The organism is Streptomyces sp. M-16 (assembly GCF_052114405.1).
Lineage (GTDB): Bacteria > Actinomycetota > Actinomycetes > Streptomycetales > Streptomycetaceae > Streptomyces.
In genome coordinates this window covers 13,808-38,872 of sequence record NZ_JBFRER010000111.1, presented here as the reverse complement: position 1 = coordinate 38,872, position 25,065 = coordinate 13,808, and the positions used below count along the sequence as shown (strand labels likewise).

Below are 25,065 nucleotides of genomic sequence, written 5' to 3'. Positions count from 1 at the left end.
CCCCGGTGTCCGGGCCGCCGGGGAGCCGCCGGCCGGGCTGCCCGGAGGCCGCCCGCGACTCCGCCGCCGTGCCGGGCGCGGGATGCGGTGCGGGRCCTTCGGGCCGGGGCGGTCGCGCGGCAGGAATGGCTCCGGCCAGGCGGGCCCTCAGCGGAGCGGCCGTGCGGCGGGCGTCACGGACGGACAGCGGCAGGGGGGACCAGCCCGCCAGCCGGCCCAGGGAGACCACCGGGGGATGGACGGGGGAGACGGCCATGATCTCGGCCGGGGTGCCGACCACGGGGGCCGCGCCCGGGGAAGGGAGCAGCAGGACCCGGTCGGCGTACTGGACGACCCGTTCCAGCCGGTGTTCCGCCATGAGCACCGTCGTGCCCAGGTCGTGCACCAGGCGCTGCAGCACGGCGAGGACCTCCTCCGCCGCCGCCGGGTCCAGGGCGGACGTCGGCTCGTCCAGCACCAGGACCTTCGGGTGCGGGGTCAGGACGGAGCCGATCGCGACCCGCTGCTGCTGGCCGCCGGACAGGGTGGCGATGGGGCGGTCGCGGAGTTCGTTCAGGCCCAGCAGGTCGAGGGTCTCCTCCACCCGGCGGCGCATCACCGCCGGTGGCAGGCCCAGCGACTCCATGCCGTACGCCAGCTCGTCCTCCACCACGTCCGTCACGAAGTGCGCCGGCGGGTCCTGGCCCACCGTGCCCACCACGTCCGCGAGCTCCCGCGGCCGGTGGGTGCGCGTGTCGCGCCCGGCGACCGTCACCCGCCCCCGCAGGGTGCCGCCCGTGAAGTGCGGGACCAGCCCGGACACCGCCCCGAGCAGGGTGGACTTGCCCACCCCGGACGGACCGACGAGGAGGGTGAGCTCCCCCTCGGGGAGGGTGAAGTCGGCATCCCGGAGGGAGGGGTGCGCGGCGCCGTCGTAGGTCACCGACACCTGCTCGAAGCGGATCACTGCGCGGACTCCTCGGACGGTACGGGTGCCACGAAGGCGGGAAGCAGGCCGATCAGGATCGCTGCCGCGGGCCACAGCGGCAGCGTCGGCGCGACCAGCGGGACCACGCCCGGCCGCAGCCCCTCCGGGTCCAGCGAAGCGGCCCGGATCAGCAGGACCGCGACCGCCGCCCCCGACCCGGCGACCAGCCAGGCCCGCGCCCCCCACCGGTCGGGCCGGTAGCGGGTCCGGACGCTGCGCCGGCCGCCCAGGCGCAGCCCGGCCAGGGCCAGGACCAGGCCGATGCCGAGCACGGGCAGCCCGTACGCGGCGCCCTCGGCCGCGAGCAGCCCGTACGTGCCGGCGCACATGCCGAGGAGGCCGCCCAGCGTGAGCGCGTTGGTGGTGTGCCGGACGGCGGCCGGGACCCGGGCCGTGCGGCCGTAGCCGCGCGCGTCCATGGAGGCGGCGACGGCCACCGAACGCTCCAGGGCCCCCTCCAGTACCGGCAGCCCGATCTGGAGGACGGCCTTCACCCCGCCGGTGGGCCGGCCGCGCAGCCTGCGGGCGGTGCGCAGCCGGGCCACGTCCGCGACCATGTTCGGCGCGAACGTCATGGCGACGACCACCGCCACGCCCACCTCGTACAGGGCGGCGGGCAGCGACTTCAGCAGCCGCGCCGGATTGGCCAGGGCGTTGGCGGCGCCGACGCAGATGAGCAGCGCGGCCAGCTTCGCGCCGTCGTAGAAGGCGAAGAGCAGCTGTTCGGCGGTGACCCGGCCGCCGAGGCGGATGCCCTGCGCCCAGCCGGGCAGCGGGAGCTCGGGCAGCGTGAACAGGACGTGCGCGCCGGGGAGGGGGGAGCCGAGCAGCACGGAGAAGAGGAGCCGCAGCCCGATGACGAAGAGGCCGAGCCGGACGAACGCGCCGTAGGACCGGGCCCAGGGCGCGGCGGTGCGCCGGACGGCGACCACGTACCCGGCGACGCCGACGATCAGCCCGAGCAGCAGCGGATTGGTGGTCCGGGAGGCGGCGGTGGCGAGCCCGAGGGCCCACAGCCACCAGGCCCCCGCGTGCAGGGCGTTGCTGCGCCGCGCCTCGGGAGCCCGCCAGGCCGTCCCCTTCTTGTACGTCGCCCCGCGCACCCCCCGACCGGCACGATCCGGGCCGGGCCCGGCCGGGGGTGCGTGCGTACCCGCGGCGCCGTGCTTCATCGCCCGCGGCGGCGGGACTGCCAGACGCCGGCGGCGGCGAGGGCGATCACGGCCGCGATGCCCGCGACCAGGCCCGCGGAGGGGCCGGAGCCCCCGCCGGCGGGCGCCGCGTCGGCGGGCGCCGGACCGGCGGACGCCGTGGGGGAAGCCGCCGGGGCCTTGGACCCGGAGTCCTCGATCGGCTCGCCGCAGCCCGTCCTCGGGTAGCCGGAGATCCCGCACAGCAGGGCCGCACCGTTGTAGCGCAGCGGCTTCGCCACCGATGCCAGTGCCTCGGCGGCGGTGGCCTCCGGGGAGACCTGGGCGCAGGCGGTGCGCGGGGCCTCCTGCGGCGGGCGCTCGCCGCCGGGCGCGTCCTCGGGGACCCCGAAGTCGACGACCAGGGCGACCCGCTTCCTGCCGTCGGCGGCGGCGGTGCCCGCGCAGACGGCCTCGAAGTCGGCGGCGGCGCGCGGCCGGGCCGCCTCGGCCGCCGCGTCCTTGCTGACCGAGAAACGGAAGCCGAGGACCGTGCCGTCCGCGGGCCGGGCCGTCGAGGGTCCCTGGGTGGCGTACGCCCAGCTGCCGCCCGCACCGTCCCAGAACGACCAGTAGCGGTAGCCCGCCGCGAGGGCCGGGGAGGCGGCGATCAGGGTCAGCAGCAGGCCCAGGAGCACGGCGGCCGCGGTGCGCGGACGGCGGATCACAGCTGGTTCTTCTTCCGGCGGCCGCTCAGCAGGATGCCGATGCCCATGCCGGCCGCGGCGCCCGCGCCGACGATCCACCAGATGTTCTGGCTGCCGGAACCGGTGCCGCCGTCGCTCTCGACCTGCTTCGGCTCGGTGTCGGCCGCCTGCGGGGCGGGGCCCGTGGCGTTCAGCGCGCCGACCAGGTCGGCGGAGCCGAAGGCCTTCGGGTCGGTGCCGGTGGCGTGCGCGACGAGGACCAGGGTGCCCAGCGCCGCCGGGTTGCCCTTGGACCAGTCGGCGGAGTTGTTCTTCAGCCACTCCAGCGCGCCCGCCGCCGCCTGCCGGTGGCCGGCCGCGGCCAGGGCGATCACGGCGTCGGCGGTGTTGCCGGTGTCGGCGGTGGGCTGGTCGGCGCCCGGGGTGACGGCCGTGAGGTGGCCGTCCTTCTTCAGGGCCTCGGCGAGGTAGCCGGCCGCGCCCTGCGCGGCGCCCGCCGGGTCGGCGGCGCCCGCCGGGCAGGGCAGCGCGGCGGCGGGGGTGTCCGTGGCGGCGGGGTCGACGACCGCGCCCTTGCCGAGACCGGCCGGCACGGCGGCGGCGGTGGCGTCGGCGTTGGCGGGGAGCTTGCCGTCGGCGGCCTGGTAGCCGAAGGCGCCGCGGTCGGCGGCCGGCTCGGCGGAGCAGCCCAGCTGGAAGGCGAGCAGGCCGTCGTAGGCGGACTTGCCCGCCTTCGACTTGACCTCGGCGGGCTTCTCGCCCGCCACCGCGAGCGCGCTGACCACGATCGAGGTGGAGCTGCCCTCGCTGGGGGAGCCCGGGACGTAGGCCCAGCCGCCGTCCTCGTTCTGGACGGACTTCAGCCAGTCCACGCCCTTCTTGACCGCCGCGTCCTTCCCGCCGATCGCCTTCAGCGCCTGCACGGCGATGGCGGTGGCGTTGGTGTCGAACACGGTCGTCGCGTCGCAGGCCTTGGAGGCGTCCGCGCGGAAGGAGGCGAAGCCGCCGTTCGCGCACTGCTGGCCGGTGAGCCAGTCCACGGCCTGCGCGGCGGGCTTCTCGCCCGCCGTCTGCTGGGCGAGCAGCGCGATCGACTGGCGCCACACGCCGTCGTACGTCGGGTCGGCCTTGCCGAACAGGCCCGAGGGGACGACCGGCGGCGCGGACGGGGAGGGCGGAGCGGTGTCGGCGAGGGCTGCGGGGGCGGCGCCCACGCAGAGCACGGCGGAGGCGGCGAGCGCGGCGGCGCTGCGGCGGACGTTCATGGCGGGGCGGGTGCCTCTCGTGCTGGGGAGTCGGAGGCAGGCACACGCGGGCACCGGGCTCCGGCTCCGTTTACCTCGACGGTGCCGGCCGCCGGAGGCCCCGGCGGCACGAGCCGCGCACCTCCCGTACGGGGCATTCCGGCTCCCCGTACCGCGGAGCGGGCCGGGTCACGGTTGCGGGTCAGCGCCGGATTCGCACCGGCTTCCCCCCCGTACTGAGGTGTGGACGACGGCCCCACTCTACCGGCCCGTAGCCCACCGGCCCGGGGGGCGGCGGCCCCCGGCACCCCTTACCGGCGGTGCCCCGCGCCCCTCACAGCGCCCGGTACTCCACCGGCTCGGTACCGGGTACCGCTTCTGCGCGGCCCTGCTTCACCAGGCGCCGCAGATGCGCCTCCGCTTCCGAGACGGCGATGTTCCGGGAGCCGTACGGGATCCGCTCCCACGGGCGGTTCCACTCCATCCGCTCCGCGAGCGCCCACGGGGTCAGCGGCTCGGCGAGCAGCCGCCACAGCCCGGTCAGCCGCTCCTCGTGGTGCTCCAGGAGCTCCCGTACGCGGGCGGGAGCGTCGGTGAAGGCGTGCTGGTGGGCCGGGAGCACCTCGGCGGGCTCCAGGCGGCCGATGCGTTCGAGGGAGTCGAGGTAGTCGCCGAGGGGATCGGTGACGCGGGTGTCCTCCGGGGCCTCGTAGAGGCCGATGTGCGGGGAGATCCCGGGCAGCAGGTGGTCGCCGGAGAAGAGCCGGCCGTTGCCGGGCAGGCGGGCCGGGTGCTCCTCCTCCAGGTGGAGGCAGACGTGGCCGGGGGTGTGGCCGGGGGTCCAGATCGCGCGGAGCCTGCGCCCGGCGAGCGGCAGCAGCTCGCCGGGGACGATCTCCCGGTCGGGGACGGCGGCCCGCAGTCCGGGCAGGGTCCGCAGCCGGCCGCTCGCGCGGGCCGCGCGCAGCGGGGCGACGTGCTCCTCGGGGGCTCCGGCGGCGGTCAGCTTCCCGCTCATGTAGTCGAACCAGACACCGGGCTCGGCGGAGCGGGTCCGCACGACCACCTCCGTGTCGGCGGCGTGCATGGCGATCCACGCCCCGGAGGCCTCCCGCACCTGCCCGGACAGCCCGTGGTGGTCGGGGTGGTGGTGGGTGATGACCACCCCGTGCACGTCGGCGACGGCGAGTCCGAGCACCCCGAGCCCGGCGGCGAGGGCGTCCCAGGAGGCGGGGTCGTCCCAGCCGGTGTCGATCAGGACGGGGCCGCGGCCGGTGTCGAGGACGTGGACGAGGGTGTGCCCGAGCGGGTTGTCGGGGATGGGGACCTTGATGCCCCAGACACCTCCGCCGTGATCGGTGACGTGCGGCTCGGCCTCCGGTGCGGCCTTCGGTGCGGCCTTCGGCGTGACCTCTGGCTTGGCCTCTGACATGAGGACTCCCTGGCTGGCTCACTGGGGATCGGTCGGGCGGTCGGGCGGTCGGCGGTTCAGCGGTCGGGACCGTTGGGTGCTGTATGAGAACGTGTTTCAGTAGTCGCCCAAGTCGACCATCTCCCCGGCTTTCTGACCAGTCCTCGGATCTTCGGAGCGGCCTCGTCCTGGCCGTGGACTCCTGGAACTAGAACTGGTATCAGTTCTGCGACACCGCGCGCAGCCTCAGGAGGCATCAGCCATGACCGAGCTCGTGGAACACGGACACCTGTTCATCGGCGGGGAATGGACCGAGCCGCTGGGCACCGACACCATCCGCGTCGTCTCCCCCCACACCGAGCAGGTCATCGGCAGCGTCCCGCACGCCTCCCGTGCCGATGTGGACCGGGCCGTCGCCGTCGCGCGCAAGGCCTTCGACGAGGGCCCCTGGCCCCGGCTCTCCCTGGACGAACGGATCGCCGTCGTCACCCGGATCAAGGACGCCATCGCCGTCCGGCACGAGGAACTCGCCCGCTCCATCAGCTCCCAGAACGGCTCCCCGTACTCCTGGAGCGTCCTCGCCCAGGCCCTCGGCGCGATGATGGTCTACGACTCCGCCATCAAGGTCGCCGCCGACTACCCCTACGAGGAGCGCCGCCAGGGCGCCCTCGGGCCGATCCTCGTGCGCCGCGAGCCGGTCGGGGTCGTCGCCGCCGTCATCCCCTGGAACGTCCCCCAGTTCGTGGCCGCCGCCAAGCTCGCCCCGGCGCTGCTCACCGGTTCCGCGGTGATCCTCAAGCCGTCGCCGGAGGCCCCGCTCGACTCGTACATCCTGGCCGACATCGCGCGCGAGGCCGGGCTGCCGGAGGGCGTGCTCTCCGTCCTGCCCGCCGACCGGGAGGTCAGCGAGTACCTCGTCGGCCACCCCGGCGTAGACAAGGTCGCCTTCACCGGCTCCGTCGCGGCCGGCCGGCGGGTCATGGAGGTCGCCGCCCGCAACCTGACCCGGGTCACCCTCGAACTCGGCGGCAAGTCCGCCGCCGTGATCCTGCCCGACGCCGACCCGGCCGCCACCGTCGCCGGGATCGTGCCCGCCGCCTGGATGAACAACGGGCAGGCCTGCGTGGCCCAGACCCGCATCCTCGCCCCGCGCAGCCGCTACGAGGAGTACGCCGACGCCTTCGCGGCGGCCGCCGGAGCCCTCGTCGTCGGCGACCCGCTGGACCCGGCGACCCAGCTCGGCCCGCTCGTCGCGCAGCGCCAGCAGCAGCGGTCCCTGGACTACATCCGGATCGGCCAGGAGGAGGGCGCGAAGATCCTCACCGGCGGCGGCCGCCCGGCCGGCCTGGAACGCGGCTGGTACGTCGAGCCCACCCTCTTCGGCGACGTCGACAACTCGATGCGGATCGCCCGCGAGGAGATCTTCGGGCCGGTCGTCTGCCTGATCCCGTACGGGGACGAGGAGGAGGCCCTGCGGGTGGCCAACGACTCGGAGTTCGGCCTCAGCGGCAGCGTCTGGACCGCCGACGTCGAGCACGGCGTCGACTTCGCGCGCCGGGTGCGCACGGGCACCTTCAACGTGAACACCTTCAGCCTGGACATGCTGGGCCCGTTCGGCGGCTACAAGAACAGCGGCCTGGGGCGGGAGTTCGGGCCGGAGGGGCTGAGCGAGTACCTGGAGCACAAGATGATCCACCTCCCGGCGGGTGCGTGATGGGGGACCGCTGGCAGATCGAGGTGGACCGGGGGGTCTGCATCGGCTCGGGCATGTGCGTGAACCACGCCCCGGAGGCCTTCGCCCTCGACTCGGCCCGCCAGTCCCACCCCCGCTCCCCGGAGACCGACGCCAACGAACCCGCCCTGACGGCCGCCGAGGGCTGCCCGGTGGAAGCCATCCTGATCACCCTCTCGGCAACGGGCGAACCGGTGTTCCCGCCGGAGGACTAGGGGGGTGGGTCGGGGTCGGGGGCGGGGGGCTGCGGGCCGGGCCGCGCGGGGCGCGGGGGACGATCGCCTGCATGGGCAGAACGAAGTGGGCGGCCGGAGTGGCGGTCGGGGTGGTCGGAGCGGGCGTCGCCGTGGTGGGCGCGGTCCTGTGGTCCACGGCCGGGGACAACGACGACGACGGCTGGTTCCGGGTACGCGAGATCGGCCCGGCCGACGCCGGGGGACACCCCTCGCGCCCTGACGTGCAGGCCGGGTTGGCCGCCGCCGCCGCTGCCGCGGGCCCGACCCCGGGCAGCCCCCACCCCGCCCAGGAGGGGGCCCTGACCGACTGCGTCGCCGACTGGACCGGCTCGGGCGCCGCCGACGCGACCCGGTGGCGGACGCTCGAAGCGGCCCTGACGGAACGCGGCTGGCGGGTCAGGTCCCGACGCGGCGAGCCGGCCCCCGAGACCTCCCTGACGAGTGGCTCCTGGAACCTGGTCGTCACCAACGGCGGCCTCCTGGACACCCTCTCGCTCGTGGCCCCGCCCAGCCCCCCGCCCCCCTACGCCGCGATCAAGCCTTTTCCGGGGACGTCAGGTCGATCAGGCGGCAGACCGTTTCGATGTCGATCTTGACCTGGGCGATCGAGGCGCGGCCCGAGAGCCAGGTGATCAGGGCCGAGTGCCAGGTGTGTTCGATGACGCGGACCGCCGAGAGCTGTTCCGCCGTCGGCGGGGCGTCCAGGCCCATCGCGTCCAGGATGATGGCCGTGGTCAGCCGGGAGACCGTGTCGACCTCGGGGCTCACGCTGCGGTCGGCGAAGGTCAGGGCGCGGACCATGGCGTCGGCCAGGTGGGGTTCGCGCTGGAGGGCGCGGAAGGCGCGCATCAGGGTCTCCGCCACCCGCGCCGCCGGCTCGTCGCCCGCCGGGGGGCGTTTGCGCAGTGTCGTGTGCATGTGCTGGAGCTGGTCCTGCATGGTGGCCACCAGGAGGTGCACCTTGGAGGGGAAGTACCGGTACAGCGTGCCGAGGGCGACGCTGGAGGACTCCGCGACCTCGCGCATCTGCACGGCGTCGAAGCCGCCCCGGCTCGCCAGTTGTGCGCTGGCGTGCAGGATGCGGCGGCGGCGGGCCTCCTGGCGCTCCGTCAGGGGAGGGGACGCCGGCGTGGTCGCCGATGTGGTCGCTGCTGCCGCGACCGCCTTCGCTTCCGCTGTCATGTGTCCCGTTCCTGGCGTTCCGTGTCGTTGCGGGGGAGCTGATTCCGGGAGGGTCCGGGGCCAGCATCTCAGGCGTCCGAGCCGTGGCGCGAATCACCTGCTCCGCCTCTTACGGTGTGGTTTCCGGCCGGTAGATTCAATGGTCTTCGACGGATCAAGTCTGAAACTTGTTCTACATTATCCGAGCGGTTACGCTCCGGCGAAAGTGCAGGGAGAAGGGGGCCGAGAGTGACCGCAGAGGCCATGGTGACAAGCCCTTTCGCGGGTTCCGCCACCGACGGCGACCGCCCGTTGCGCATCGCACTCCTCACCTACAAGGGGAACCCGTTCTGCGGCGGCCAGGGCGTCTACGTCCGCCACCTCTCGCGCGAGCTCGTGAAGCTGGGCCACTCCGTCGAGGTGATCGGCTCACAGCCCTACCCGGTGCTCGACACCGGCGCCACGCTCACCGAGCTGCCGAGCCTGGACCTGTACCGCAGCCCCGACCCCTTCCGCACCCCGAAGCGCGACGAGTACCGGGACTGGATCGACGCGCTGGAGGTCGCCACCATGTGGACCGGCGGCTTCCCCGAGCCGCTGACCTTCTCGCTCCGCGCCCGCCGCCACCTGCGTGCACGCCGGGCCGAGTTCGACGTCATCCACGACAACCAAACCCTCGGCTACGGCCTGTTGGGGGACATCGGCGCACCCCTGGTGACGACCGTCCACCACCCCATCACCGTCGACCGCAAGCTCGACCTCGCCGCCGCCAAGGACCGCAAGAAGCGCCTCTCCGTCCGCCGTTGGTACGCGTTCACGCGCATGCAGGGCCGCGTCGCCCGCCGGCTGTCCTCCGTGCTGACCGTCTCCGGCTCCTCCCGGCAGGAGATCGCCGAGCACCTCGGTGTGCGCGACGACCGCATCCACGTCGTGCACATCGGCGCCGACACCGACCTCTGGTCGCCGGACGCGTCCGTCGCGGAGGTGCCCGGACGGATCGTCACCACCTCCAGCGCCGACGTCCCGCTCAAGGGCCTCGTCCACCTCGTCGAGGCGCTCGCCAAGCTCCGCACCGAGCGCGCCGACGCCCACCTCGTCATCGTCGGCAAGCGCGCCGAGCGCGGCCCGGTCGCCCGCGCGATCGAGAAGTACGACCTCCAGGACGTGGTCCGGTTCGTCAAGGGCATCACCGACGCCGAGCTCGTCGACCTCGTGCGCAGCGCCCAGGTCGCCTGCGTGCCCTCCCTCTACGAAGGCTTCTCGCTCCCGGCGGCCGAGGCCATGGCCACCGGCACGCCCCTGGTCGCGACCACCGGCGGGGCCATCCCCGAGGTGGCGGGGCCGGACGGCGAGACCTGTCTGGCCGTGCCGCCCGGTGACGCGGGGGCGCTGTCCGCCGCGCTGGGCCGGCTGCTGGGCGACGCGGACCTGCGCGCCCGCCTCGGAGCCGCCGGGCGGGAGCGGGTCCTGGCCCGGTTCACCTGGGCCAAGGCCGCCGAGGGCACGGTCCGGCACTACAGAGCCGCGATCGAGCAGGCCGCGGCCGGCCGTGCCGGCCGCGTGTCGCGGTGACCTGCCGCCCCCGCCGCTTCCCCCTCCCATCCGCACCACCTCTCACCCCCGCGACCGCGAAGGCAGGACCCCGTGCTGACCGTCGATTTCTCCCGGTTCCCGCTCGCCGCAGGCGACCGCGTACTCGACCTGGGCTGCGGCGCAGGCCGGCACGCCTTCGAGTGCTACCGGCGCGGCGCCCAGGTGGTCGCCGTCGACCGCAACGGCGAGGAGATCCGCGAGGTCGCCAAGTGGTTCGCCGCCATGAAGGAGGCCGGTGAGGCCCCGGCCGGGGCCACCGCCACCGCCATGGAGGGCGACGCCCTCGCCCTGCCCTTCCCCGACGATTCCTTCGACGTCGTCATCATCTCCGAGGTGATGGAGCACATCCCCGACGACAAGGGCGTCCTCGCCGAGATGGTGCGCGTGCTCAAGCCGGGCGGCCGCATCGCCATCACGGTGCCCCGCTACGGCCCGGAGAAGATCTGCTGGGCGCTGTCCGACGCCTACCACGAGGTCGAGGGCGGCCACATCCGCATCTACAAGGCGGACGAGCTGCTCGGCAAGATGGAGGCCGCCGGGCTCAAGCCGTACGGCACCCACCACGCGCACGGCCTGCACTCCCCGTACTGGTGGCTCAAGTGCGCCTTCGGCGTGGACAACGACAAGGCGCTCCCGGTCAAGGCGTACCACAAGCTGCTGGTCTGGGACATCATGAAGAAGCCCCTGGCGACCCGCCTCGCCGAGCAGGCGCTCAACCCGGTCATAGGCAAGAGCTTCGTGGCCTACGCGACCAAGCCGCACCTCCCCGTGGGCGCGGCCCAGTGACCTCGCCCGGCCGCACCGTGCCCGAGGTGCCCGAACACCTGGTCCTGGACGGGGTCCTGACGGCCGAGGAGGCCGCGGCCACCGTCGCCGGGATCCTGGCGGCGCAGCGCGCCGACGGGGCGATCCCCTGGTTCCGGGGCCACCACCTCGACCCGTGGGACCACACCGAGGCCGCGATGGCCCTGGACGTGGCGGGCGAACACGAGGCCGCGGAGCGCGCCTACGACTGGCTGGTGCGCCACCAGAACGAGGACGGCTCCTGGTACGCCGCCTACGCGGACCGCCCCGAGGGGGTGGACACCGGCGCCCCGCAGGACGCGAGCCGCGAGTCCAACTTCGTGGCGTACATAGCCGTCGGCGTGTGGCACCACTACCTCGCCACCGGCGACGACCCCTTCCTGGACCGGATGTGGCCGGCGGTCTACGCGGCCGTCGAGTTCGTCCTGGGCCTCCAGCAGCCGGGCGGCGAGATCGGCTGGAAGCGGGAGTCCGACGGCGGCGCCGTCACCGACGCCCTGCTCACCGGCTCCTCCTCCATCCACCAGGCCCTGCGCTGCGCCCTGGCGATCGCCGACCACCGCGGTGACCCGCAGCCCGACTGGGAGCTGGCGACGGGCGCGCTCGCGCACGCCGTGCGCCATCACCCGGAGCGGTTCCTGGACAAGTCGCACTACTCGATGGACTGGTACTACCCGGTGCTCGGCGGCGCGCTGTCGGGTGCGCGGGCGAAGGCGCGGATCGAGGGGCGCTGGGAGGAGTTCGTCGTCCCGGACCTGGGGGTGCGGTGCGTGCTGCCGAACCCGTGGGTGACGGGCGGGGAGTCCTGCGAGCTGGCGCTGACGCTCTGGGTGATGGGCGAGTCGGACCGGGCGCTGGAGATCCTGCGCTCGATCGGCCACCTGCGCGACGGGAACGGCATGTACTGGACGGGCTACGTCTTCGACGACCGGGCGGTGTGGCCGGTGGAGCAGACGACCTGGACGGCGGGCTCGCTGCTGCTCGCGGTGGCGGCGCTGGGCGGGGACGAGGCCACGGGAGAGGTGTTCGGGGGCCTCGCGCTGCCGCGCGGCCTGGAACCGGACTGCTGCCGCTGACCTCCGCCCGCCCCGGGCCACCGCGAGCGGCGGCCCGGGAATGGCCCGGGAGGGGTGGCCGGGAGGGGCGCGGGCCGGCTCCCGGCTCAGCGCCGGGCGAGGCGGCCGGCCACGGCGTGGCCGACGAAAGCGTAGACGAGTGCGGCCAGTCCGTAGCCGACGACGACCTGCACCCAGGCGCGGTCGAAGGTGAACAGGTCGTAGGACCAGCCCGCGAGCCAGTCGGCGGCGTCGTGGACGAAGGAGACCAGGGCGTTGCCCTGGTTGGCGTCCAGCAGCCACAGGGCGATCCACAGGAGGATCAGGAGGGCGGCGGCGTCCGCCACCAGGACGATCGCCCTGGCCACCGGATTGCCGCCACCGGCGGTCGAGCGGGCATGTGCTCGGGTGTATGGGGACATGTCCCGCGTGTTGCCGCGCGGGCGCCGGCCAAACCCGAACGGGCCGCCCGAGTGGTGCGGCGGCCGGGCCGGGGTGAGGCTGCGGGGGACACCTCAGTCCCCGGAGGCAACCGTGCGCGTACCCACGACCGTCCGATTCCGCCGAGCCCTCACCGCGGTGGTCCTGTCCACCGCGCTGCTGGCCGGTGCCACCGCGTGCGGCGGCGGCAGCGACCAGGGCCGGGGGGAGGAGATCTCCTCGGCCGCCGCCACGGACCTGGCCGTCCTCGCGGCCGCCGAGCCGATGGCCGCCGAGCAGGACGAACTGGCCGCGGCGACGCCCTCTCCCAGCACCTCCGCCGAGAGGCAGAAGTTCGCGAAGACCCGCTTCGTGGCCAATGCGGGCCTCGCGGCCGGTGCGACGTACCAGTGGATCATCAAGCCGTACCAGGCGGGCAAGTTCAGGAAGGGCGCGAAGGGCCGGACGTTCGCGCTGATCAAGGCGGGTCTGGCCGGTGCCTTCGCCTACAACCGGCTCAAGGCGGCGTCCGACAACGCCAAGGGCGACCCGCTGCTGTCGAAGGCGATGGTCCCGCTGACGGCGGGCATCGACTCCCTGAAGGGCCTGGCGGGCAAGCTCCGCAAGGGCCAGGCCGGCGATGCGGACATCAGCTCCTTCCAGGACGTCATCAGCGGCGTGAAGACGGCGGGCCAGAGCGCGGGCGCCCCGGTGACCGACCAGGTCCCGAGCCTCTCCCAGCTGGGCGGCTAGCCCCGCCGCGGACGACCGGGCACCCGCCCGCCGGACTCCGGCGGGCGGGTGCCCGACGCTTGACGTGTTCGAGCACGACCTGGCCCGTGTCCTGGCCGGTCGGTCCGGCCTGAACTCTGCTGACCGGCACGCCGGATGGCCGCTCGCCCCCGGCGGTCGCCCTAGCCGTTCAGCTCCGCCAGGACCCGCAGGGTGTGCGGGTCGGGGGCGGTCACCAGGAGGTCGGTGACGGGCCCTTTGCGCCACAGCTCCAGTCGTTCCGCGATCCGTTCGCGCGGCCCGACCAGCGAGATCTCGTCGGCGAACGCGTCCGGGACGGCGAGCACCGCCTCCTCGCGCCGCCCCGCGAGGAACAGCTCCTGGATGCGGTGGGCCTCCTCCTCGTAGCCCATCCGCGCCATGAGGTCGGCGTGGAAGTTGCGGGCCGCGTGGCCCATGCCCCCGATGTAGAAGCCGAGCATCGCCTTGACGGGGAGCAGCCCGGCGGCGACGTCCTCGCAGACCGCGGCGCGGGCCATCGGGGCGATCATGAACCCCTCGGGCAGGTCGGCCAGCGAGGCCCGGTAGACGTCGGTGCGGGTGGGCGACCAGTACAGGGGCAGCCAGCCGTCCGCGATCCGGGTGGTCTGGGCGATGTTCTTCGGCCCCTCCGCCCCCAGCAGCAGCGGCAGGTCCGCGCGCAGCGGGTGGGTGATGGGCTTGAGGGGTTTGCCGAGGCCGGTGCCGTCCTCGCCGCGGTACGGGTGGCGGTGGAAGCGGCCGTCGAGGGCGACGGGGGCCTCGCGGCGCAGCACCTGCCGGACCACGTCGACGTACTCCCGGGTCGCGGTGAGCGGGCTCGCGGGGAAGGGGCGCCCGTACCAGCCCTCCACCACCTGCGGTCCGGACAGGCCCAGGCCCAGCATCATCCGGCCGCCGGAGAGGTGGTCGAGGGTGAGGGCGTGCATGGCGGTGGCGGTGGGGGTGCGGGCGGCCATCTGGGCGATGGCGGTGCCGAGGCGGATCCGGGAGGTGTGCGCGGCGATCCAGGTGAGGGGGGTGAAGGCGTCGGAGCCCCAGGCCTCGGCGGTCCACACCGAGTCGTAGCCGAGGCGTTCCGCCTCGGTGGCGAGGTCGAGGTGGGCCGGGCTGGGCCCGCGGCCCCAGTAGCCGAGTGCGAGTCCGAGGCGCATGGGGGTCCCCTCCGAGAAGCCGTCGCCCGCATCTGACGCTGCGTCAGGTGACTGTAGGGCACGCGGCTCCCGCCGGGAAGTGCGAAAGCCCCCCGCCCGTGGGCGGGGGGCCTTCGGTGGGGGCCTTCGGTGCGGGGGTCAGCCCCGCTGGATGTTCGAGGTGTCGTTCAGGACGCCGCGGCGGCCGTCCTGGGTCTGGGCGATCAGGGACGAGGGGCCCCGCTGGTCGACGGCCAGGTACCAGGTGCCCGGCGCGAGCTCCGCGATCGGGGCGGGGGAGCCGTCCTCGCCGAAGAGGGGACGGGCCTCCGGCACGGCGAACCAGAACGGCGTGAACTCCGCCGCGGCCGGCTGCGGCTGGGACTGCTGCTGCGGAGGCTGCTGCGCCGCGTCCTGCGGGCCCGGCGCGGGCGCCGCGGGGCCGCCGCCGTAGGGCGGGACGGGCTGCGGGGTGGACCCGTACGGGCTCTGCTGCTGCGGGCCGCCCGGGTAGCCGTACCCGCTGCCCGGCTGCTGCGCGTGGCCGCCGTAGGGCGCGGGGGCGACGGGTCCGGGCTCCGGGACGAGCGGTCCCGCGAGCGCGGGGATCTTCGAACCGGCGACGGACACGCCCGCCAGGGCCAGCGCGCCCAGGAAGGCGAGGATGCAGCCGGCGCCCGGGTCGAGGCGGGTCGGGGTGACGATCAGCGACCACAGGGCGTTCCAGGCGGCCGCCACCGCCAGCGCCGTGCCCCAGGCCGTCAGCGGCAGGCCGCCCAGCTTGCGGCCCTCGGGCTGGAAGCGCGCACCGATCAGCAGGCCCGCGGCGATGAATCCGGTCAGGAAGACCGTCGGAAGGACCAGCCCGTAGGAGTCCGTGTCCCACGCGCTCGGCATGTCCACGTTGGTGGCGGAGTAGAAGTCGAGGAACGAGGCGATGAACAGCAGCACCGCTGCTCCGATCACCACGCCGTCGCCTCGTGTGAGGGAGCGGATGTTCACGTCTCTGATGTCCTTCTCGGTCTCGGTCGTCTCGTGGCGCCGCGGTCGCGTGGGCGGACCGGGGCTGAGCGGGGGCGGCGGCACCATGGTACGGAGTCTCCCGCGGCCGAGAGGATCGGGGCGGGGGGACGCCCCGTCAGGGGCTTCCCCCCGGGGCTACCCCCCGAGGAATCCGACGATGCCGTCCGCGATGCCCTGTGCCGCCTTCTGCCGCCACTCCGGACTCGTCAGCTGCGCCGCGTCCTTGCTGTCACGCATGTTGCCGCATTCGATGAACACCTTGGGCCGGGTCGACAGATTGAGACCGCCCAGATCGTCGCGGACGACCAATCCGGTGCCGGAGCCCAGGTAGTTGGCGGGGGCGGAGCCGGTGGTCCGGGAGAAGTTGCTGCCGATGCGTTCGCCCAGCCGGCGGGAGGGCCCGACGATCGCGGCGGTGTCGGCGCCGCCCGCCTTGACCTTGGCCGGGAGGATGACGTGGTAGCCGCGGTTGCCCGCGGAGACCCCGTCCGCGTGGACGGACACGACGGCGTCGGCGTGCGCCTCGTTGCCGATCCGCGCGCGCTCGTCGATGCAGGGGCCCCAGGGGCGGGCGGTGCCGGCCTCGTGGGTGAGCACCACCTTCAGTCCGCGGCCCTCCAGGAGGGTGCGCAGCCGCCGGGACACGTCCATGCTGAACTCGGCTTCCATGTAACCCGAGTTGGTGGTGGTGCCGGTGGTGTCGCATTCCTTGCGGTTGGTGCCGATGTCCACCTGACGGTCGATCTCGTCGGTGTGCTGGAAGTTCCCGGTGTTGTGCCCGGGGTCGATCACGACCGTCTTGCCCGCGAGGGGCCCCTTGGCCGGAGCGGGTGGCGCGGCCGTACCGGAGGCGGACGCGGAGGCCGCGTCGGGCGCGGGGGCCGCCGCGCCCGCCTGCGCGCCCGGGGACGCGCTGGACTTCGCGTCGGCCGCCGCCGGGTGCGGGGCGGGGCCGGGCCGCTGTCCGTCCGTCCCCGCCAGGGTCTGGGTCAGGACCCAGCCCGCGAGGACGGTCGGGGCGAGCACCGCGACCGCCACCGCGAGGGTGGAGCGGCGCGCGTACCAGCGTTGGTCGGGGCTGATGGAGTCGCGGGACTCGGGGGCCGGGGAACTGTCGTCGTAGCGCACCTCGCGATGCTAGAACGCCCGGCCGGTACCCGTACGGACCCTGCTCCATCCGGGGGCGTGGTGCGATCAGCCTTTTGTATGCCGGGGTCGTCGGGGCGCTCCCGAGCCGGCCCCGCACGCCCGGCTGCGATTCGTTACCGAACCACAATCCGGAGGTGCTTCCGATATTGATAGATTTGTGATACAATGTCAAAAATGGCCGGTAGTGTCTCTGTGCATGACAAGCAATGGACAGCCGAGCCGGACGGCGCTCATGGCGGCCGCGGCGCGCGCGGCACACCTCCTCGTCGACGACGGCCCCCCGGTCTTCGCCGACACCCTGGCGCACACCTTCCTGGGGCAGGACGCCGAGGAGCTCCTCGGATACCACCGGTCCTACGGCGCTCACCCCGTTCTGGCCGGCGCGCGGACGACCGCCGTCACCCGCGGCCGCTACACGGAGGACCGGCTGGCCGAGCTGGCCCACCGGGGCGTCGACCAGTACGTGATCCTCGGTGCGGGGCTGGACTCCTTCGCCTACCGGTCGGAACTCGCCACCCGTGTCGCGGTGTTCGAGGTCGACCTGCCCGCCACCCAGGAGTGGAAGCGGGCGCTGCTGGCTGCGACGGGGACCGAGGTCCCCCCGTCCGTGGCCTTCGTCCCCTTCGACTTCGAGCAGGAGCCCGCACACGCGCTGGCCGGCCACCTCGCGAGGGCCGGCTTCGACCCGGCCCGGCCCGCCCTGGTCAGCTGGCTCGGGGTGACGATGTACCTCACCCGGGAGGCGGTCGGGCAGACGCTGGCCGCCATCAGCGGCTTCCCGCCCGGCACCGAACTCATCACGGAGCACCTCCTGCCGGCCGGACTGCGCGATGAGGCGGGGCAGTCGTACGCGGAAGCGGTCATGGCGGCGGCGGCCGGGCAGGGCGAGCCCTGGAAGACGTTCCTGAGCGTCGAGCAGATGGACGCCCTCCTGCGCGAGCACCGGCTGAACCCGGTCGAGTACGTCCAGCAGCGCGAGATCATGGACCTGACGGGGCGGGAACGCACCGACGCGCTCCGCCCGTTCGCCCTGTCAGTGCTCGCCCGAGCGAGCGTTCCCGCCCGGGCCGTGACATAGCCCACCCACGCATCCCCGCCGGCCAGGGACCTGAACGACGAACCACCTGCGAGGGATGGAGCTACATGCCGGCCCGGGTACGGCGCAGGACGCGCAGGGAGTCCGTGACGGACACCTCCTCGAAGGCCCCCGAGGCCAGGGCGCGCAGGTAGATCCGGTACGGGGCCTGCCCGCCGTCGGCCGGGTCGGGGAACACGTCGTGGATCACCAGCGTCCCGCCCACCGCCAGGTGCGGGACCCAGCCCTCGTAGTCGCCGGTCGCGTGCTCGTCGGTGTGGCCGCCGTCGATGAACACGAACCCGAGCGGGCCGCCCCAGGCCGCCGCGACCTGCGGCGAGCGTCCCACCAGGGCGATGACGTGCTCCTCCAGCCCCGCCCGGTGCAGGGTGCGGCGGAAGGTCGGGAGGGTGTCCATCAGGCCGACCTCCGGGTCCACCACCGTCGGGTCGTGGTACTCCCAGCCCGGCTGCTGCTCCTCGCTGCCCCGGTGGTGGTCGACGGTGAGCGCGGGCACGCCCGCCTCGCGCGCGGCGTCGGCCAGCAGGATGGTCGAGCGCCCGCAGTACGTGCCGACCTCCAGCAGCGGCAGCCCGAGCCCGGCCGCGTCGGTGGCCGCCGCGTACAGCGCGAGGCCCTCGCCCACGGGCATGAACCCCTTGGCGGCCTCGAAGGCGGCCAGGGTCTGCGGCTTGGGGGTGGCCATGTCGTTCCTCCTGCTGAGCTGCGAGTGAGTGCCGGGCCATGCTGCCCTACCGCCGGGTAGGGCGCTACGGGCGGGGCCCGTCGGCCCCGCGCGGGAGCGCCTCAGCGGCCGAAGAGCCGGGACAGGCCGCCGCCGAGGTCCGAGATCCGGTCCTCGCGCAGCGCCCGCCGGAAGTCGTCGCGGGTCTCCGTCACCGCGCGGGTCAGCCAGTGGGTGTTGCCGGCCGTCAGGTGGAGCCGGTGCAGCAGCGCCTTCAGGTGGGGCAGCGCACGGCCCGGTTCCCCCGCCTCCCCGACGCTGCGCAGCACCCGGTACGCGGTCTCCGGGTCGCCGCGTTCCGCCATCGCCGCGAGGTCGGGGTACAGCCGCAGGTACAGGGGCGCGGCGGTGACGAAGTCGCCGAGCAGCCAGGCGTCGTGCGCCAGCCGCCGCCGTACGTCGAGCAGCACCGGGCTGTCGGCGGGCAGCCGCCGCTCCAGGTCGGGCAGGAGCGGCGCCAGCCAGCCGCGCTCCGCGTGCGCCTGCGCGGCGGTCTCGGAGCCCCACCGCCCGTCGCGGACCGCGTCACCGCGCTGGAGCGCCCCGGCCAGGTGGTAGCGGGCGGACAGCGTGACGGGGTCGTCGGCGCCCAGTACCCGGCCCGCCTGGTCGATGATCTCGCGCAGCTCGGCCTCGTGGCGGCGGCCGTCGCCCGGTCCGTAGGCCGCGGCCTCGCCGACGTACGCGGCCCGCGCGGCGATGGTGTCCGGGTGCTCCAGGCCGAGCACCCGGACCATCCGGGGCAGGATGCGCTCCAGGTCGGTGGGGGAGTGCCCGCGCACGGTCATGGCCCGGTGGTAGGCGGCCCGCACCGTCAGCGCGTCCTGGGTGCCCAGCTCCTCCGTCAGGTCGGCGACCAGCATGTCCAGCCGTACGACCCGGTCCGCCGGGGCGTCGTCGAGCACCTGCGTCAGCCGCCGCTGGAACATCGACCGGACGGGGTCCCCGGCGGCCGTGTGCACGGTCGGGGAATAGGAGGGCGGGGGCGGGAAGGACGTGGCGGGGGCGGCGGCAGGGACGGGAGGGGCGGCCGGGGTGGCGGGGGCGGAGCCCCGGGCGATCTCCGCGAGCCTCCCGCTCACCTCCCGGGCGTCGGCCGGCCGCTCGTGCGGGTCCTTCGCGAGCAGGGCCAGCACCAGGGCGTCCAGCGCGGCCGGGATCCCCTCGCGCAGCGAACCGGGCGCGGGCGGCGCCGTCGTCAGGTGGTGCGCGAGCAGCTCGTGCATCTCGCGGGCGGGGAACGGCCGTCGGCCGGTCAGCAGTTCCGTCAGCACGCAGCCGAGGGCGTACAGGTCGGCCCGCCCGTCGACGGGCACCCCGTTCGCGCCGCCGGTCCAGCGTTCCGGCGCCATGTAGGGGAACGATCCGATGATCATCCCGGTGGCCGTCAGCTCCGTCCCGGGGGCGCCCGAGGACTTGGCGATCCCGAAGTCGAGGACCTTGACCACGCCGCTCTCGGTGACCATCACATTGGCCGGCTTGACGTCCCGGTGGACGATCCCGGCGTCATGGGCGGCCCCGAGCGCGTCCGCGATCCGCGCGGCCCACTCCAGGGCGTCCGCCAGGTCCGGCACCCCTCCCTCCAGGACCTCGGCGAGGCTGCGGCCCTGGAGCAGCTCCATCACGAGGAACACGGCGTCGCGCCCGGACCGTTCGGTGCGGCCGAAGTCGTGGATGGTGGCGATGTTGGGGTGCGCCAGGTTCCCGGCGAGGCTCGCCTCACGCTCGAACCGGCGCGTCTCCTCCGGGGTCTGCGGATATCCGATCTTCACCGCGACCCAGCGGCCCACCCGGGAGTCCTTGGCCCGCCAGACCTCGCCGAAGCCGCCCCGGCCGAGCAATTCGTCGAGCTCGTAACGCCCTTCGATGATCTCCCGCACGCCCCTCGGCCCCCGTCGCCCCTTGATCGACCACTCGCAGGGGCATTATCTCCGGGCGGGGCGAGGTCACCCGTCGCACTCGAACCACACCGTCTTCCCGGCCGACCGGGGCAGCACGCCCCAGCGGTCGGTGACCGCCTGCACCAGCCGCAGCCCCCGCCCGCCCTCGTCGAGCGGATCGCCGCCCGGCGCGACGCGGGGGGCCGCGGGGCACGTGTCGGTCACCTCCACCCGCAGCCCGCCCGGCCTGCGCTGGATCAATACCGAGCAGCCCCGGTCGGGCACGTGCCGCACGACGTTGGCGACCAGCTCCGTCAGCGCGAGCTCGGCGCCGTCGGCCACGTTGTCGAGGCCCCAGCGGACGAGGAACCACCGGAGGATCCGCCGCATGTGCCCGGCGGAATGCTCACTGACGGTGAAGCCCATGCGGTAGGTGTCGCCAATTTCCGTGCTGGGGTACCCAGTTGCGTGATTCATGCCATCAGGTTGGGGTCGCGCGGTTACGCTCGGCTACGGATGGAAAACAACATCGCGCACGTGGAGTTGGGGGTGTCCGCCCGTGGTCAACATCCGGGATCTCGATCCCAGCGCCTCACCGTTGGACTACTACGGCTTTGAACTGCGCCGCCTGCGGGAGGCGGCCAATCTGAAGCAGAGCGACCTGGGGGGCATCGTCTTCTGCACGGGGTCCCTGATCGGGCAGATCGAGACCGCGAGGAAGGTTCCGACGCGGGACTTCTCGGAGCGGGTCGACGCTGCGCTGGGGACGGGAGGGCTGTTCTCGCGACTGGTGGGACTGGTGCTGCGAAGCCAACTCCCCGCCTGGTTCCAGGCGTACGCGGAGATGGAGGCGAAGGCGGCGTACATCTCGACGTTCCAGGCGCAGCTGGTGTACGGGCTGCTGCAGACGCCGGAGTACGCGCGGGCCGTGCTGGGCGTGCGTACCGAGGAGGGCCTCGATGCCAAGGTGGCCGCGCGAATCGAGCGGCAGCGGATCCTGGACCGCGAGAATCCGCCACTGATGTGGGTGGTGATGAGCGAGGCGGTATTGCACCAGGAGGTCGGCGGCCGGGAGGTGATGCGGAACCAACTTGCTCATCTATTGGCTCTGAGGAGCCGTGAGTGGGTGCAGGTGCAGATCCTTCCCTTTGAGGCGGGCGCCCACGTTGGATTGGACGGCACGTTCAACCTGCTGCGATTCCATGATGATCCTGAGATTGTCTACACGGAGGACTTCGTCCAGGGCCATATGACGGCCAATCCAGAGGCTCTCAGGGAGGGTTCACTCCGTTACGATCACTTGCAGGCCGCCGCACTCTCCGTGGAGGACTCGGCGTCACGGATCGCCCGCGTAATGGAGGAGCGCTATGGAAACCGTCCAGGGTCTGATGGGCGCGCAGTGGCGTAAGTCCTCGCACAGCGGTGACACAGGTGGCGAGTGTGTCGAATGCGCCCCCCTTGGCACCGCTGCCTGGCGTAAGTCCTCGTACAGCGGCACCACCGGCGGAGACTGCGTAGAAGTCGCCTCCCAGCCCGCCCTAGTCGCCGTCCGGGACTCCAAGAACCCCGACGGGCCCGTCTTCACCGTGAGCCCCGCCGCCTTCGCGGCGTTCGTGCGCGGGCTCTGAGAGGTCGGCCTGGGGCGCATGCAGGTTCTAGGGGCCGCCGAGCCCACGCACGTGGGGCCGTTCCGGGCCGTCGCGGTGCTCGGGCGGGGCGGGATGGGCCGGGTGCTGCTGGCCGTGGGGCCCGACGGGCAGCTCGCGGCCGTCAAGCAGGTGCACGCCGAGCTCGCCCGGGACGAAGGGTTCCGGGCCCGCTTCCGGCGTGAGGTCGAGGCCTCCGGCAAGGTCTCCGGGGCCTACACCGCCCCCGTGATCGACGCGGACCCGGAAGCGGAGACGCCCTGGCTGGCCTCGCGCTTCGTCGCCGGGCCCGCCCTGAGCCTGGCCCTGGACGAGGGCGGGCCGCTGCCCGAGCCCGCGGTGCGGCGGCTGGCGGCCGGGCTGGCGCACGCGCTGGCCGACGTCCACGGGGCCGGGCTGATCCACCGCGACCTCAAGCCGTCGAACGTGCTGCTCGCCGAGGACGGAGTCCGGGTCATCGACTTCGGCATCGTGCGGGCCGTCGGGGACCAGACCCGGATCACGCACACCGGCATGTTGATCGGCTCGCCCTCGTTCATGTCGCCGGAGCAGGCCCTGGGGCAGGAACTCACCCCGGCCAGCGACGTGTTCTCGCTCGGCGCCACCCTCGTCGCGGCCTGCACCGGGAGAGTGCCGTTCGGCGGCGGGGGCGCGGTGCCCAAGGTGCTGCTCGACGTGGTCCATGCCGAGCCCGACCTGGACGGGGTACCGGCGGGCCTGCGCGGGGTCGTGGAGTGGTGCCTCGCCAAGGACCCCGCCGCGCGGCCCGCGCCGTGGGAACTGCTCGACCTGGTCGGGCGGGTCCGGCCGGCAGAAGTGGCCTGGCCCGAGCCGGTGCCGCGGCTGATCGCCGAGCAGCGGGCGGAGATCGCCGGGCTGGCGACCGTACCGCCTCCGCGTACCGTCCCCGCGCCGGATCCCGGGCCGCCGGCCGATCCGCCGCACGTCGAGCCGCCGCCCGTGCCACGGCGCCGGTGGAACCCGTACCTGGTCGCGGCGGCCGTCGCGGTCGTCGTGGCCGCCGCCACCGGACTGACCGCCGCCGGGCGGCACTTCGTCTGGCTGGCGTACACCTCCGCCGTGCCGGAGAGCGTGCCGACCCCCGGCGGGACCCCGCTCGCGCAGGTGGCCGACAAGTACCGGCCGCAGCGGATGACCTGTGAGCAGCTCGCGTCCGGGATGACCGTACCGGCCGTGTTCGGGAAGTTGACGGGCCAGGGCCTGGCGGAGCACAACGGCGGTTGGGCGGGCCTGGACAACGTCTGCGTCTGGCGGACCGGTGGCGGTGACGAGGTCTTCGTCTCCTGGCAGACCTACGTCAGCCGGTCCGGCGGCAAGACCGGTGCCGAGCAGGCGAAGAGTGACTACGAGGACGGCTACCGGCGCGGCGAGACCAGACGCGACGGCACCCTCGGCTTTGCCCAGGAGGGGCTGTGGCGGCAGAAGGGGAGGGACGACGGCGAGAACTGCGTCCTGACCGCGCGGGACGTCAACCAGGTGGTGTTCGTGTCGGTGAGAGGGGTCAACTATCCCCCGGGCCGGTGCGAGGCACTCACCAGGAAGTTCGGCAAGAACGCCATGGAGGCGATCCCCCGGTGACGAGGCCGCCCGGCGCCGGTGCCCCGGCCTCTAGCCGGACAACGTGCTGCTCGCGGAGGACGGCGTCCGGGGCATCGACTGTCGAGGGCGTCCTCTGACGACCCCGCGGTGAGGGCCGGGCGGCCGGGCCTCACCGCGGGGCGGGGGTCAGTGCCAGACCTGGTACGGGCCGTCGTTCTCGTCGTGCAGGTAGACGCTGCTGCCGCTGGCGTCCAGGAAACGGCCGGTGGCCTTGTTCTGCAGCTTCCAGGCACTGCCGGTCCAGTTCTCGCGCCAGCGCTGCCAGTCGTTGCCGGTGCACTTCTCGATGTAGACGTCGTAGTCGTAGCCCGTCAGGCAGTACTCCCGCTTGTACTGGGCCTGCATGAGCCAGGTGCCGTCGTTGTTGCCGTAGTCGAACCACTTGGACTCGCCGGCCTGGCAGGTGGCCATCCACACGTCGGTGTCGTACCAGTTCTGGGCCAGGCACAGGCCGGAGACGTCGTTGCGCCACTGGACGGTGCTGTTGGCGCTGGCCGAGGTGGTCACGGCCAGGACGAGCGCGGCGGCGGCACCGGCCGTGCCGAGGGCCTTCGCGGACGTCTTCAGTGATGCGAGCATGACAAATCCTCCGTGGGTGTGACGGTGTGGCAGGCCGACCGGCGGGCCCGCGTGCGAGCGGGGGCGGTCGAGCTGCGGACGGGCGTCACACAGCACGACGAATACAGTCGTCGATCAAGTCGAAGGCCTTGCGGAAGTGCGGATTCCCCGCCTCTTCCCCCTCCGTGCCCACCTCCGACGGGGCCGGTGCTGCCGCCCTGTCGGGGTGTGCTCTTTCCCCCGGACCGATGTTCGCCCGCGGCTCTCGCCGGCGTCAACCGCCATCGGCCCGCCGCGACCCCAGATGACCCGCGGGCGCCCCCTAGGGGCGGGCGCCCGCTCGGTGGTCGGCGTCGGGGAGCGGACCGGCCTTGGTGACGGCCCCGGTCCAGTAGTCGGGTAGGTCGGCGGGCTGCCAGGAGACTTCCAGTTCCCGGTGGGTCAGCTCCTCGGCCCGCCGGTGGAGCGAGCTCTGTGCCGTCCCGGGCCCGGACGTGGGCGCGGGGTGATCGAGGTGGCCGTCGGCGATGTCGGCCGGCGCCTCGAAGTACACGGCGTACCGCGACCGGTCCGGCGTGGGTACAGGACGAGAGTTTTCGGGGTCCCGATCCTGCGCCAGTACGGCGTCCTCGTGCTTCCCATGGGGGAAGTATCCGCAACGGCCGGCCGGTCGCCGGGTCAGCCGGCGTCGCCGCCGTTGTTCCCGCCCCCGCCGAGCCGGCGGCGGCGCTTCGCGGAGCGGCGCAGCAGCGCGCCCGCGCCGAGGGTCACGGCCGCCACGGCGCGGACCCAGCCGGGTCCGCCGCGCGCCGCCCACACCACGCACACGCACCCGCCGACGGCGAGCGCCAGGACGCCGAGCAGTACCAGAAAAGTCATCTTCCCCACCTTCAAGGTCGTCCCCGTCCCGGAATTCTGCCAGGTCGGGGCCACCGGGGCGGAACCTGTCGCGGCGACCCCGGAGGAGGCGCCGAAGAACACCGTCACCTGACCTTCCGTCAGATT

General features: G+C 73.9%; 27 protein-coding genes and 1 riboswitch. Of the genes, 11 read left to right on the top strand and 16 right to left on the bottom strand.

What is annotated here, in order from left to right; all coding sequences use genetic code 11:
• The 5 genes from AB4039_RS33785 to AB4039_RS33765 all read right to left on the bottom strand — a co-directional run.
• Positions 1-946 (bottom strand): ATP-binding cassette domain-containing protein (locus AB4039_RS33785; RefSeq protein ID WP_442272554.1); only part of this gene is annotated, 946 nt, incomplete at its 3' end.
• Positions 943-2,139, bottom strand: a complete 1,197-nt coding sequence (locus AB4039_RS33780) for an energy-coupling factor transporter transmembrane protein EcfT (protein ID WP_442272553.1) — start codon at positions 2,137-2,139, stop codon at positions 943-945. The genes AB4039_RS33780 and AB4039_RS33785, both read right to left, overlap by 4 nt.
• On the bottom strand, positions 2,136-2,822 hold the full coding sequence (locus AB4039_RS33775) for an SCO2322 family protein (protein WP_266841605.1): 687 nt from the start codon (positions 2,820-2,822) through the stop codon (positions 2,136-2,138). The genes AB4039_RS33780 and AB4039_RS33775 overlap by 4 nt, the downstream gene beginning before the upstream one ends.
• Entirely contained in the window at positions 2,822-4,069 is a 1,248-nt protein-coding gene (locus AB4039_RS33770) for a prenyltransferase/squalene oxidase repeat-containing protein (RefSeq protein ID WP_266838800.1), read from the bottom strand. The genes AB4039_RS33775 and AB4039_RS33770 overlap by 1 nt, the downstream gene beginning before the upstream one ends.
• A 131-nt stretch (positions 4,070-4,200) precedes the next feature.
• A riboswitch (cobalamin riboswitch) is annotated at positions 4,201-4,278 on the bottom strand.
• A gap of 104 nt (positions 4,279-4,382) precedes the next feature.
• Positions 4,383-5,480 (bottom strand): MBL fold metallo-hydrolase, encoded by a 1,098-nt coding sequence (locus AB4039_RS33765; RefSeq protein WP_266838799.1) that lies wholly within the window; start codon positions 5,478-5,480, stop codon positions 4,383-4,385.
• 241 nt (positions 5,481-5,721) lie between these two features.
• Here AB4039_RS33765 and AB4039_RS33760 point away from each other — a divergent pair, with 241 nt between their 5' ends.
• The 3 genes from AB4039_RS33760 (at position 5,722) to AB4039_RS33750 (ending at position 8,023) form a co-directional block, all read left to right on the top strand.
• Positions 5,722-7,173, top strand: a complete 1,452-nt coding sequence (locus AB4039_RS33760) for an aldehyde dehydrogenase (protein ID WP_266838798.1) — start codon at positions 5,722-5,724, stop codon at positions 7,171-7,173.
• Positions 7,173-7,406 carry a ferredoxin gene (locus tag AB4039_RS33755; RefSeq protein WP_030241447.1) on the top strand — a complete coding sequence of 78 codons (234 nt, stop codon included), beginning with the start codon at positions 7,173-7,175 and terminating at the stop codon, positions 7,404-7,406. Before AB4039_RS33760 ends, AB4039_RS33755 begins: the two co-directional genes overlap by 1 nt.
• Before the next feature lie 71 nt (positions 7,407-7,477).
• The gene (locus tag AB4039_RS33750) at positions 7,478-8,023 is read left to right on the top strand and encodes a hypothetical protein (protein WP_266838797.1); all 546 of its coding nucleotides are present in this window, start codon (positions 7,478-7,480) and stop codon (positions 8,021-8,023) included.
• Here the strand turns inward: AB4039_RS33750 and AB4039_RS33745 are convergent.
• A complete protein-coding gene (locus tag AB4039_RS33745) occupies positions 7,962-8,609 on the bottom strand; it encodes a TetR family transcriptional regulator (protein WP_266838796.1) in 648 nt (215 codons plus the stop codon). The two genes, AB4039_RS33750 and AB4039_RS33745, sit on opposite strands and share 62 nt — an antisense overlap.
• 228 nt (positions 8,610-8,837) lie before the next feature.
• Between AB4039_RS33745 and AB4039_RS33740 the strand changes: the two genes are divergently transcribed.
• The 3 genes from AB4039_RS33740 to AB4039_RS33730 all read left to right on the top strand — a co-directional run bounded on the left by AB4039_RS33740 (position 8,838) and on the right by AB4039_RS33730 (position 12,061).
• The gene (locus AB4039_RS33740; protein WP_266838795.1) at positions 8,838-10,160 is read left to right on the top strand and encodes a glycosyltransferase family 4 protein; all 1,323 of its coding nucleotides are present in this window, start codon (positions 8,838-8,840) and stop codon (positions 10,158-10,160) included.
• Between the two features lie 72 nt (positions 10,161-10,232).
• A complete protein-coding gene (locus AB4039_RS33735) occupies positions 10,233-10,967 on the top strand; it encodes a class I SAM-dependent methyltransferase (protein ID WP_266838794.1) in 735 nt (244 codons plus the stop codon).
• Entirely contained in the window at positions 10,964-12,061 is a 1,098-nt protein-coding gene (locus AB4039_RS33730; RefSeq protein WP_266838793.1) for a prenyltransferase/squalene oxidase repeat-containing protein, read from the top strand. Before AB4039_RS33735 ends, AB4039_RS33730 begins: the two co-directional genes overlap by 4 nt.
• An 86-nt stretch (positions 12,062-12,147) precedes the next feature.
• Here AB4039_RS33730 and AB4039_RS33725 read toward each other — a convergent pair whose 3' ends face one another.
• Positions 12,148-12,462, bottom strand: a complete 315-nt coding sequence (locus AB4039_RS33725) for a hypothetical protein (RefSeq protein WP_266838792.1) — start codon at positions 12,460-12,462, stop codon at positions 12,148-12,150.
• Positions 12,463-12,574: 112 nt separating this feature from the next.
• Here AB4039_RS33725 and AB4039_RS33720 point away from each other — a divergent pair, with 112 nt between their 5' ends.
• Positions 12,575-13,213 carry a hypothetical protein gene (locus AB4039_RS33720; RefSeq protein WP_266838791.1) on the top strand — a complete coding sequence of 213 codons (639 nt, stop codon included), beginning with the start codon at positions 12,575-12,577 and terminating at the stop codon, positions 13,211-13,213.
• A gap of 161 nt (positions 13,214-13,374) precedes the next feature.
• Here AB4039_RS33720 and AB4039_RS33715 read toward each other — a convergent pair whose 3' ends face one another.
• The 3 genes from AB4039_RS33715 to AB4039_RS33705 form a co-directional block, all read right to left on the bottom strand.
• Complete coding sequence (locus tag AB4039_RS33715; RefSeq protein ID WP_442272552.1) at positions 13,375-14,385, bottom strand: LLM class F420-dependent oxidoreductase; 1,011 nt, start codon at positions 14,383-14,385, stop codon at positions 13,375-13,377.
• 138 nt (positions 14,386-14,523) lie between these two features.
• Positions 14,524-15,366 (bottom strand): DUF5336 domain-containing protein, encoded by an 843-nt coding sequence (locus tag AB4039_RS33710; protein WP_266841604.1) that lies wholly within the window; start codon positions 15,364-15,366, stop codon positions 14,524-14,526.
• Positions 15,367-15,522: 156 nt separating this feature from the next.
• Positions 15,523-16,515 carry an N-acetylmuramoyl-L-alanine amidase gene (locus AB4039_RS33705; protein ID WP_442272551.1) on the bottom strand — a complete coding sequence of 331 codons (993 nt, stop codon included), beginning with the start codon at positions 16,513-16,515 and terminating at the stop codon, positions 15,523-15,525.
• A gap of 217 nt (positions 16,516-16,732) precedes the next feature.
• Between AB4039_RS33705 and AB4039_RS33700 the strand changes: the two genes are divergently transcribed.
• On the top strand, positions 16,733-17,614 hold the full coding sequence (locus AB4039_RS33700) for a class I SAM-dependent methyltransferase (RefSeq protein ID WP_266838788.1): 882 nt from the start codon (positions 16,733-16,735) through the stop codon (positions 17,612-17,614).
• 61 nt (positions 17,615-17,675) lie between these two features.
• On the opposite strand, the gene AB4039_RS33695 is transcribed toward AB4039_RS33700, so the two are convergent.
• From AB4039_RS33695 to AB4039_RS33685, 3 genes are all read right to left on the bottom strand, one after another.
• The gene (locus AB4039_RS33695) at positions 17,676-18,317 is read right to left on the bottom strand and encodes a class I SAM-dependent methyltransferase (protein WP_266838787.1); all 642 of its coding nucleotides are present in this window, start codon (positions 18,315-18,317) and stop codon (positions 17,676-17,678) included.
• 101 nt (positions 18,318-18,418) lie between these two features.
• On the bottom strand, positions 18,419-20,236 hold the full coding sequence (locus AB4039_RS33690; protein WP_266838786.1) for a serine/threonine-protein kinase: 1,818 nt from the start codon (positions 20,234-20,236) through the stop codon (positions 18,419-18,421).
• 66 nt (positions 20,237-20,302) lie between these two features.
• Positions 20,303-20,713 (bottom strand): ATP-binding protein, encoded by a 411-nt coding sequence (locus AB4039_RS33685; protein ID WP_442272550.1) that lies wholly within the window; start codon positions 20,711-20,713, stop codon positions 20,303-20,305.
• Between the two features lie 82 nt (positions 20,714-20,795).
• Between AB4039_RS33685 and AB4039_RS33680 the strand changes: the two genes are divergently transcribed.
• Genes AB4039_RS33680 through AB4039_RS33670 form a run of 3 tightly spaced genes read left to right on the top strand, consistent with a single transcriptional unit; the run spans position 20,796 to position 23,481 of the window.
• Entirely contained in the window at positions 20,796-21,644 is an 849-nt protein-coding gene (locus AB4039_RS33680) for a helix-turn-helix domain-containing protein (protein WP_266838785.1), read from the top strand.
• On the top strand, positions 21,604-21,864 hold the full coding sequence (locus tag AB4039_RS33675; protein ID WP_266838784.1) for a DUF397 domain-containing protein: 261 nt from the start codon (positions 21,604-21,606) through the stop codon (positions 21,862-21,864). Before AB4039_RS33680 ends, AB4039_RS33675 begins: the two co-directional genes overlap by 41 nt.
• 18 nt (positions 21,865-21,882) lie before the next feature.
• Complete coding sequence (locus AB4039_RS33670) at positions 21,883-23,481, top strand: serine/threonine-protein kinase (protein ID WP_442272549.1); 1,599 nt, start codon at positions 21,883-21,885, stop codon at positions 23,479-23,481.
• A 147-nt stretch (positions 23,482-23,628) separates the two neighbouring features.
• Here AB4039_RS33670 and AB4039_RS33665 read toward each other — a convergent pair whose 3' ends face one another.
• From AB4039_RS33665 to AB4039_RS33655, 3 genes are all read right to left on the bottom strand, one after another.
• On the bottom strand, positions 23,629-24,081 hold the full coding sequence (locus AB4039_RS33665; protein WP_442272548.1) for an RICIN domain-containing protein: 453 nt from the start codon (positions 24,079-24,081) through the stop codon (positions 23,629-23,631).
• Positions 24,082-24,382: 301 nt separating this feature from the next.
• Positions 24,383-24,613: a hypothetical protein gene (locus AB4039_RS33660; protein ID WP_266838781.1), complete on the bottom strand. Its 231-nt coding sequence runs from the start codon at positions 24,611-24,613 to the stop codon at positions 24,383-24,385.
• Between the two features lie 125 nt (positions 24,614-24,738).
• Positions 24,739-24,939, bottom strand: coding sequence for a hypothetical protein (locus AB4039_RS33655; RefSeq protein ID WP_266838780.1), 201 nt, complete (start codon positions 24,937-24,939; stop codon positions 24,739-24,741).
• Positions 24,940-25,065: the final 126 nt, after the last annotated feature.

Coding starts and splice junctions, on each gene's coding strand:
- AB4039_RS33750 (WP_266838797.1), top strand. CDS start 7,478: ATGGGCAGAACGAAGTGGGCGGCCGGAGTGGCGGTCGGGGTGGTCGGA.
- AB4039_RS33655 (WP_266838780.1), bottom strand. CDS start 24,939: ATGACTTTTCTGGTACTGCTCGGCGTCCTGGCGCTCGCCGTCGGCGGG.
- AB4039_RS33675 (WP_266838784.1), top strand. CDS start 21,604: ATGGAAACCGTCCAGGGTCTGATGGGCGCGCAGTGGCGTAAGTCCTCG.
- AB4039_RS33700 (WP_266838788.1), top strand. CDS start 16,733: ATGACAAGCAATGGACAGCCGAGCCGGACGGCGCTCATGGCGGCCGCG.
- AB4039_RS33765 (WP_266838799.1), bottom strand. CDS start 5,480: ATGTCAGAGGCCAAGCCAGAGGTCACGCCGAAGGCCGCACCGAAGGCC.
- AB4039_RS33665 (WP_442272548.1), bottom strand. CDS start 24,081: ATGCTCGCATCACTGAAGACGTCCGCGAAGGCCCTCGGCACGGCCGGT.
- AB4039_RS33745 (WP_266838796.1), bottom strand. CDS start 8,609: ATGACAGCGGAAGCGAAGGCGGTCGCGGCAGCAGCGACCACATCGGCG.
- AB4039_RS33780 (WP_442272553.1), bottom strand. CDS start 2,139: ATGAAGCACGGCGCCGCGGGTACGCACGCACCCCCGGCCGGGCCCGGC.
- AB4039_RS33755 (WP_030241447.1), top strand. CDS start 7,173: ATGGGGGACCGCTGGCAGATCGAGGTGGACCGGGGGGTCTGCATCGGC.
- AB4039_RS33770 (WP_266838800.1), bottom strand. CDS start 4,069: ATGAACGTCCGCCGCAGCGCCGCCGCGCTCGCCGCCTCCGCCGTGCTC.
- AB4039_RS33670 (WP_442272549.1), top strand. CDS start 21,883: ATGCAGGTTCTAGGGGCCGCCGAGCCCACGCACGTGGGGCCGTTCCGG.
- AB4039_RS33725 (WP_266838792.1), bottom strand. CDS start 12,462: ATGTCCCCATACACCCGAGCACATGCCCGCTCGACCGCCGGTGGCGGC.
- AB4039_RS33695 (WP_266838787.1), bottom strand. CDS start 18,317: ATGGCCACCCCCAAGCCGCAGACCCTGGCCGCCTTCGAGGCCGCCAAG.
- AB4039_RS33760 (WP_266838798.1), top strand. CDS start 5,722: ATGACCGAGCTCGTGGAACACGGACACCTGTTCATCGGCGGGGAATGG.
- AB4039_RS33715 (WP_442272552.1), bottom strand. CDS start 14,385: ATGCGCCTCGGACTCGCACTCGGCTACTGGGGCCGCGGGCCCAGCCCG.
- AB4039_RS33685 (WP_442272550.1), bottom strand. CDS start 20,713: ATGAATCACGCAACTGGGTACCCCAGCACGGAAATTGGCGACACCTAC.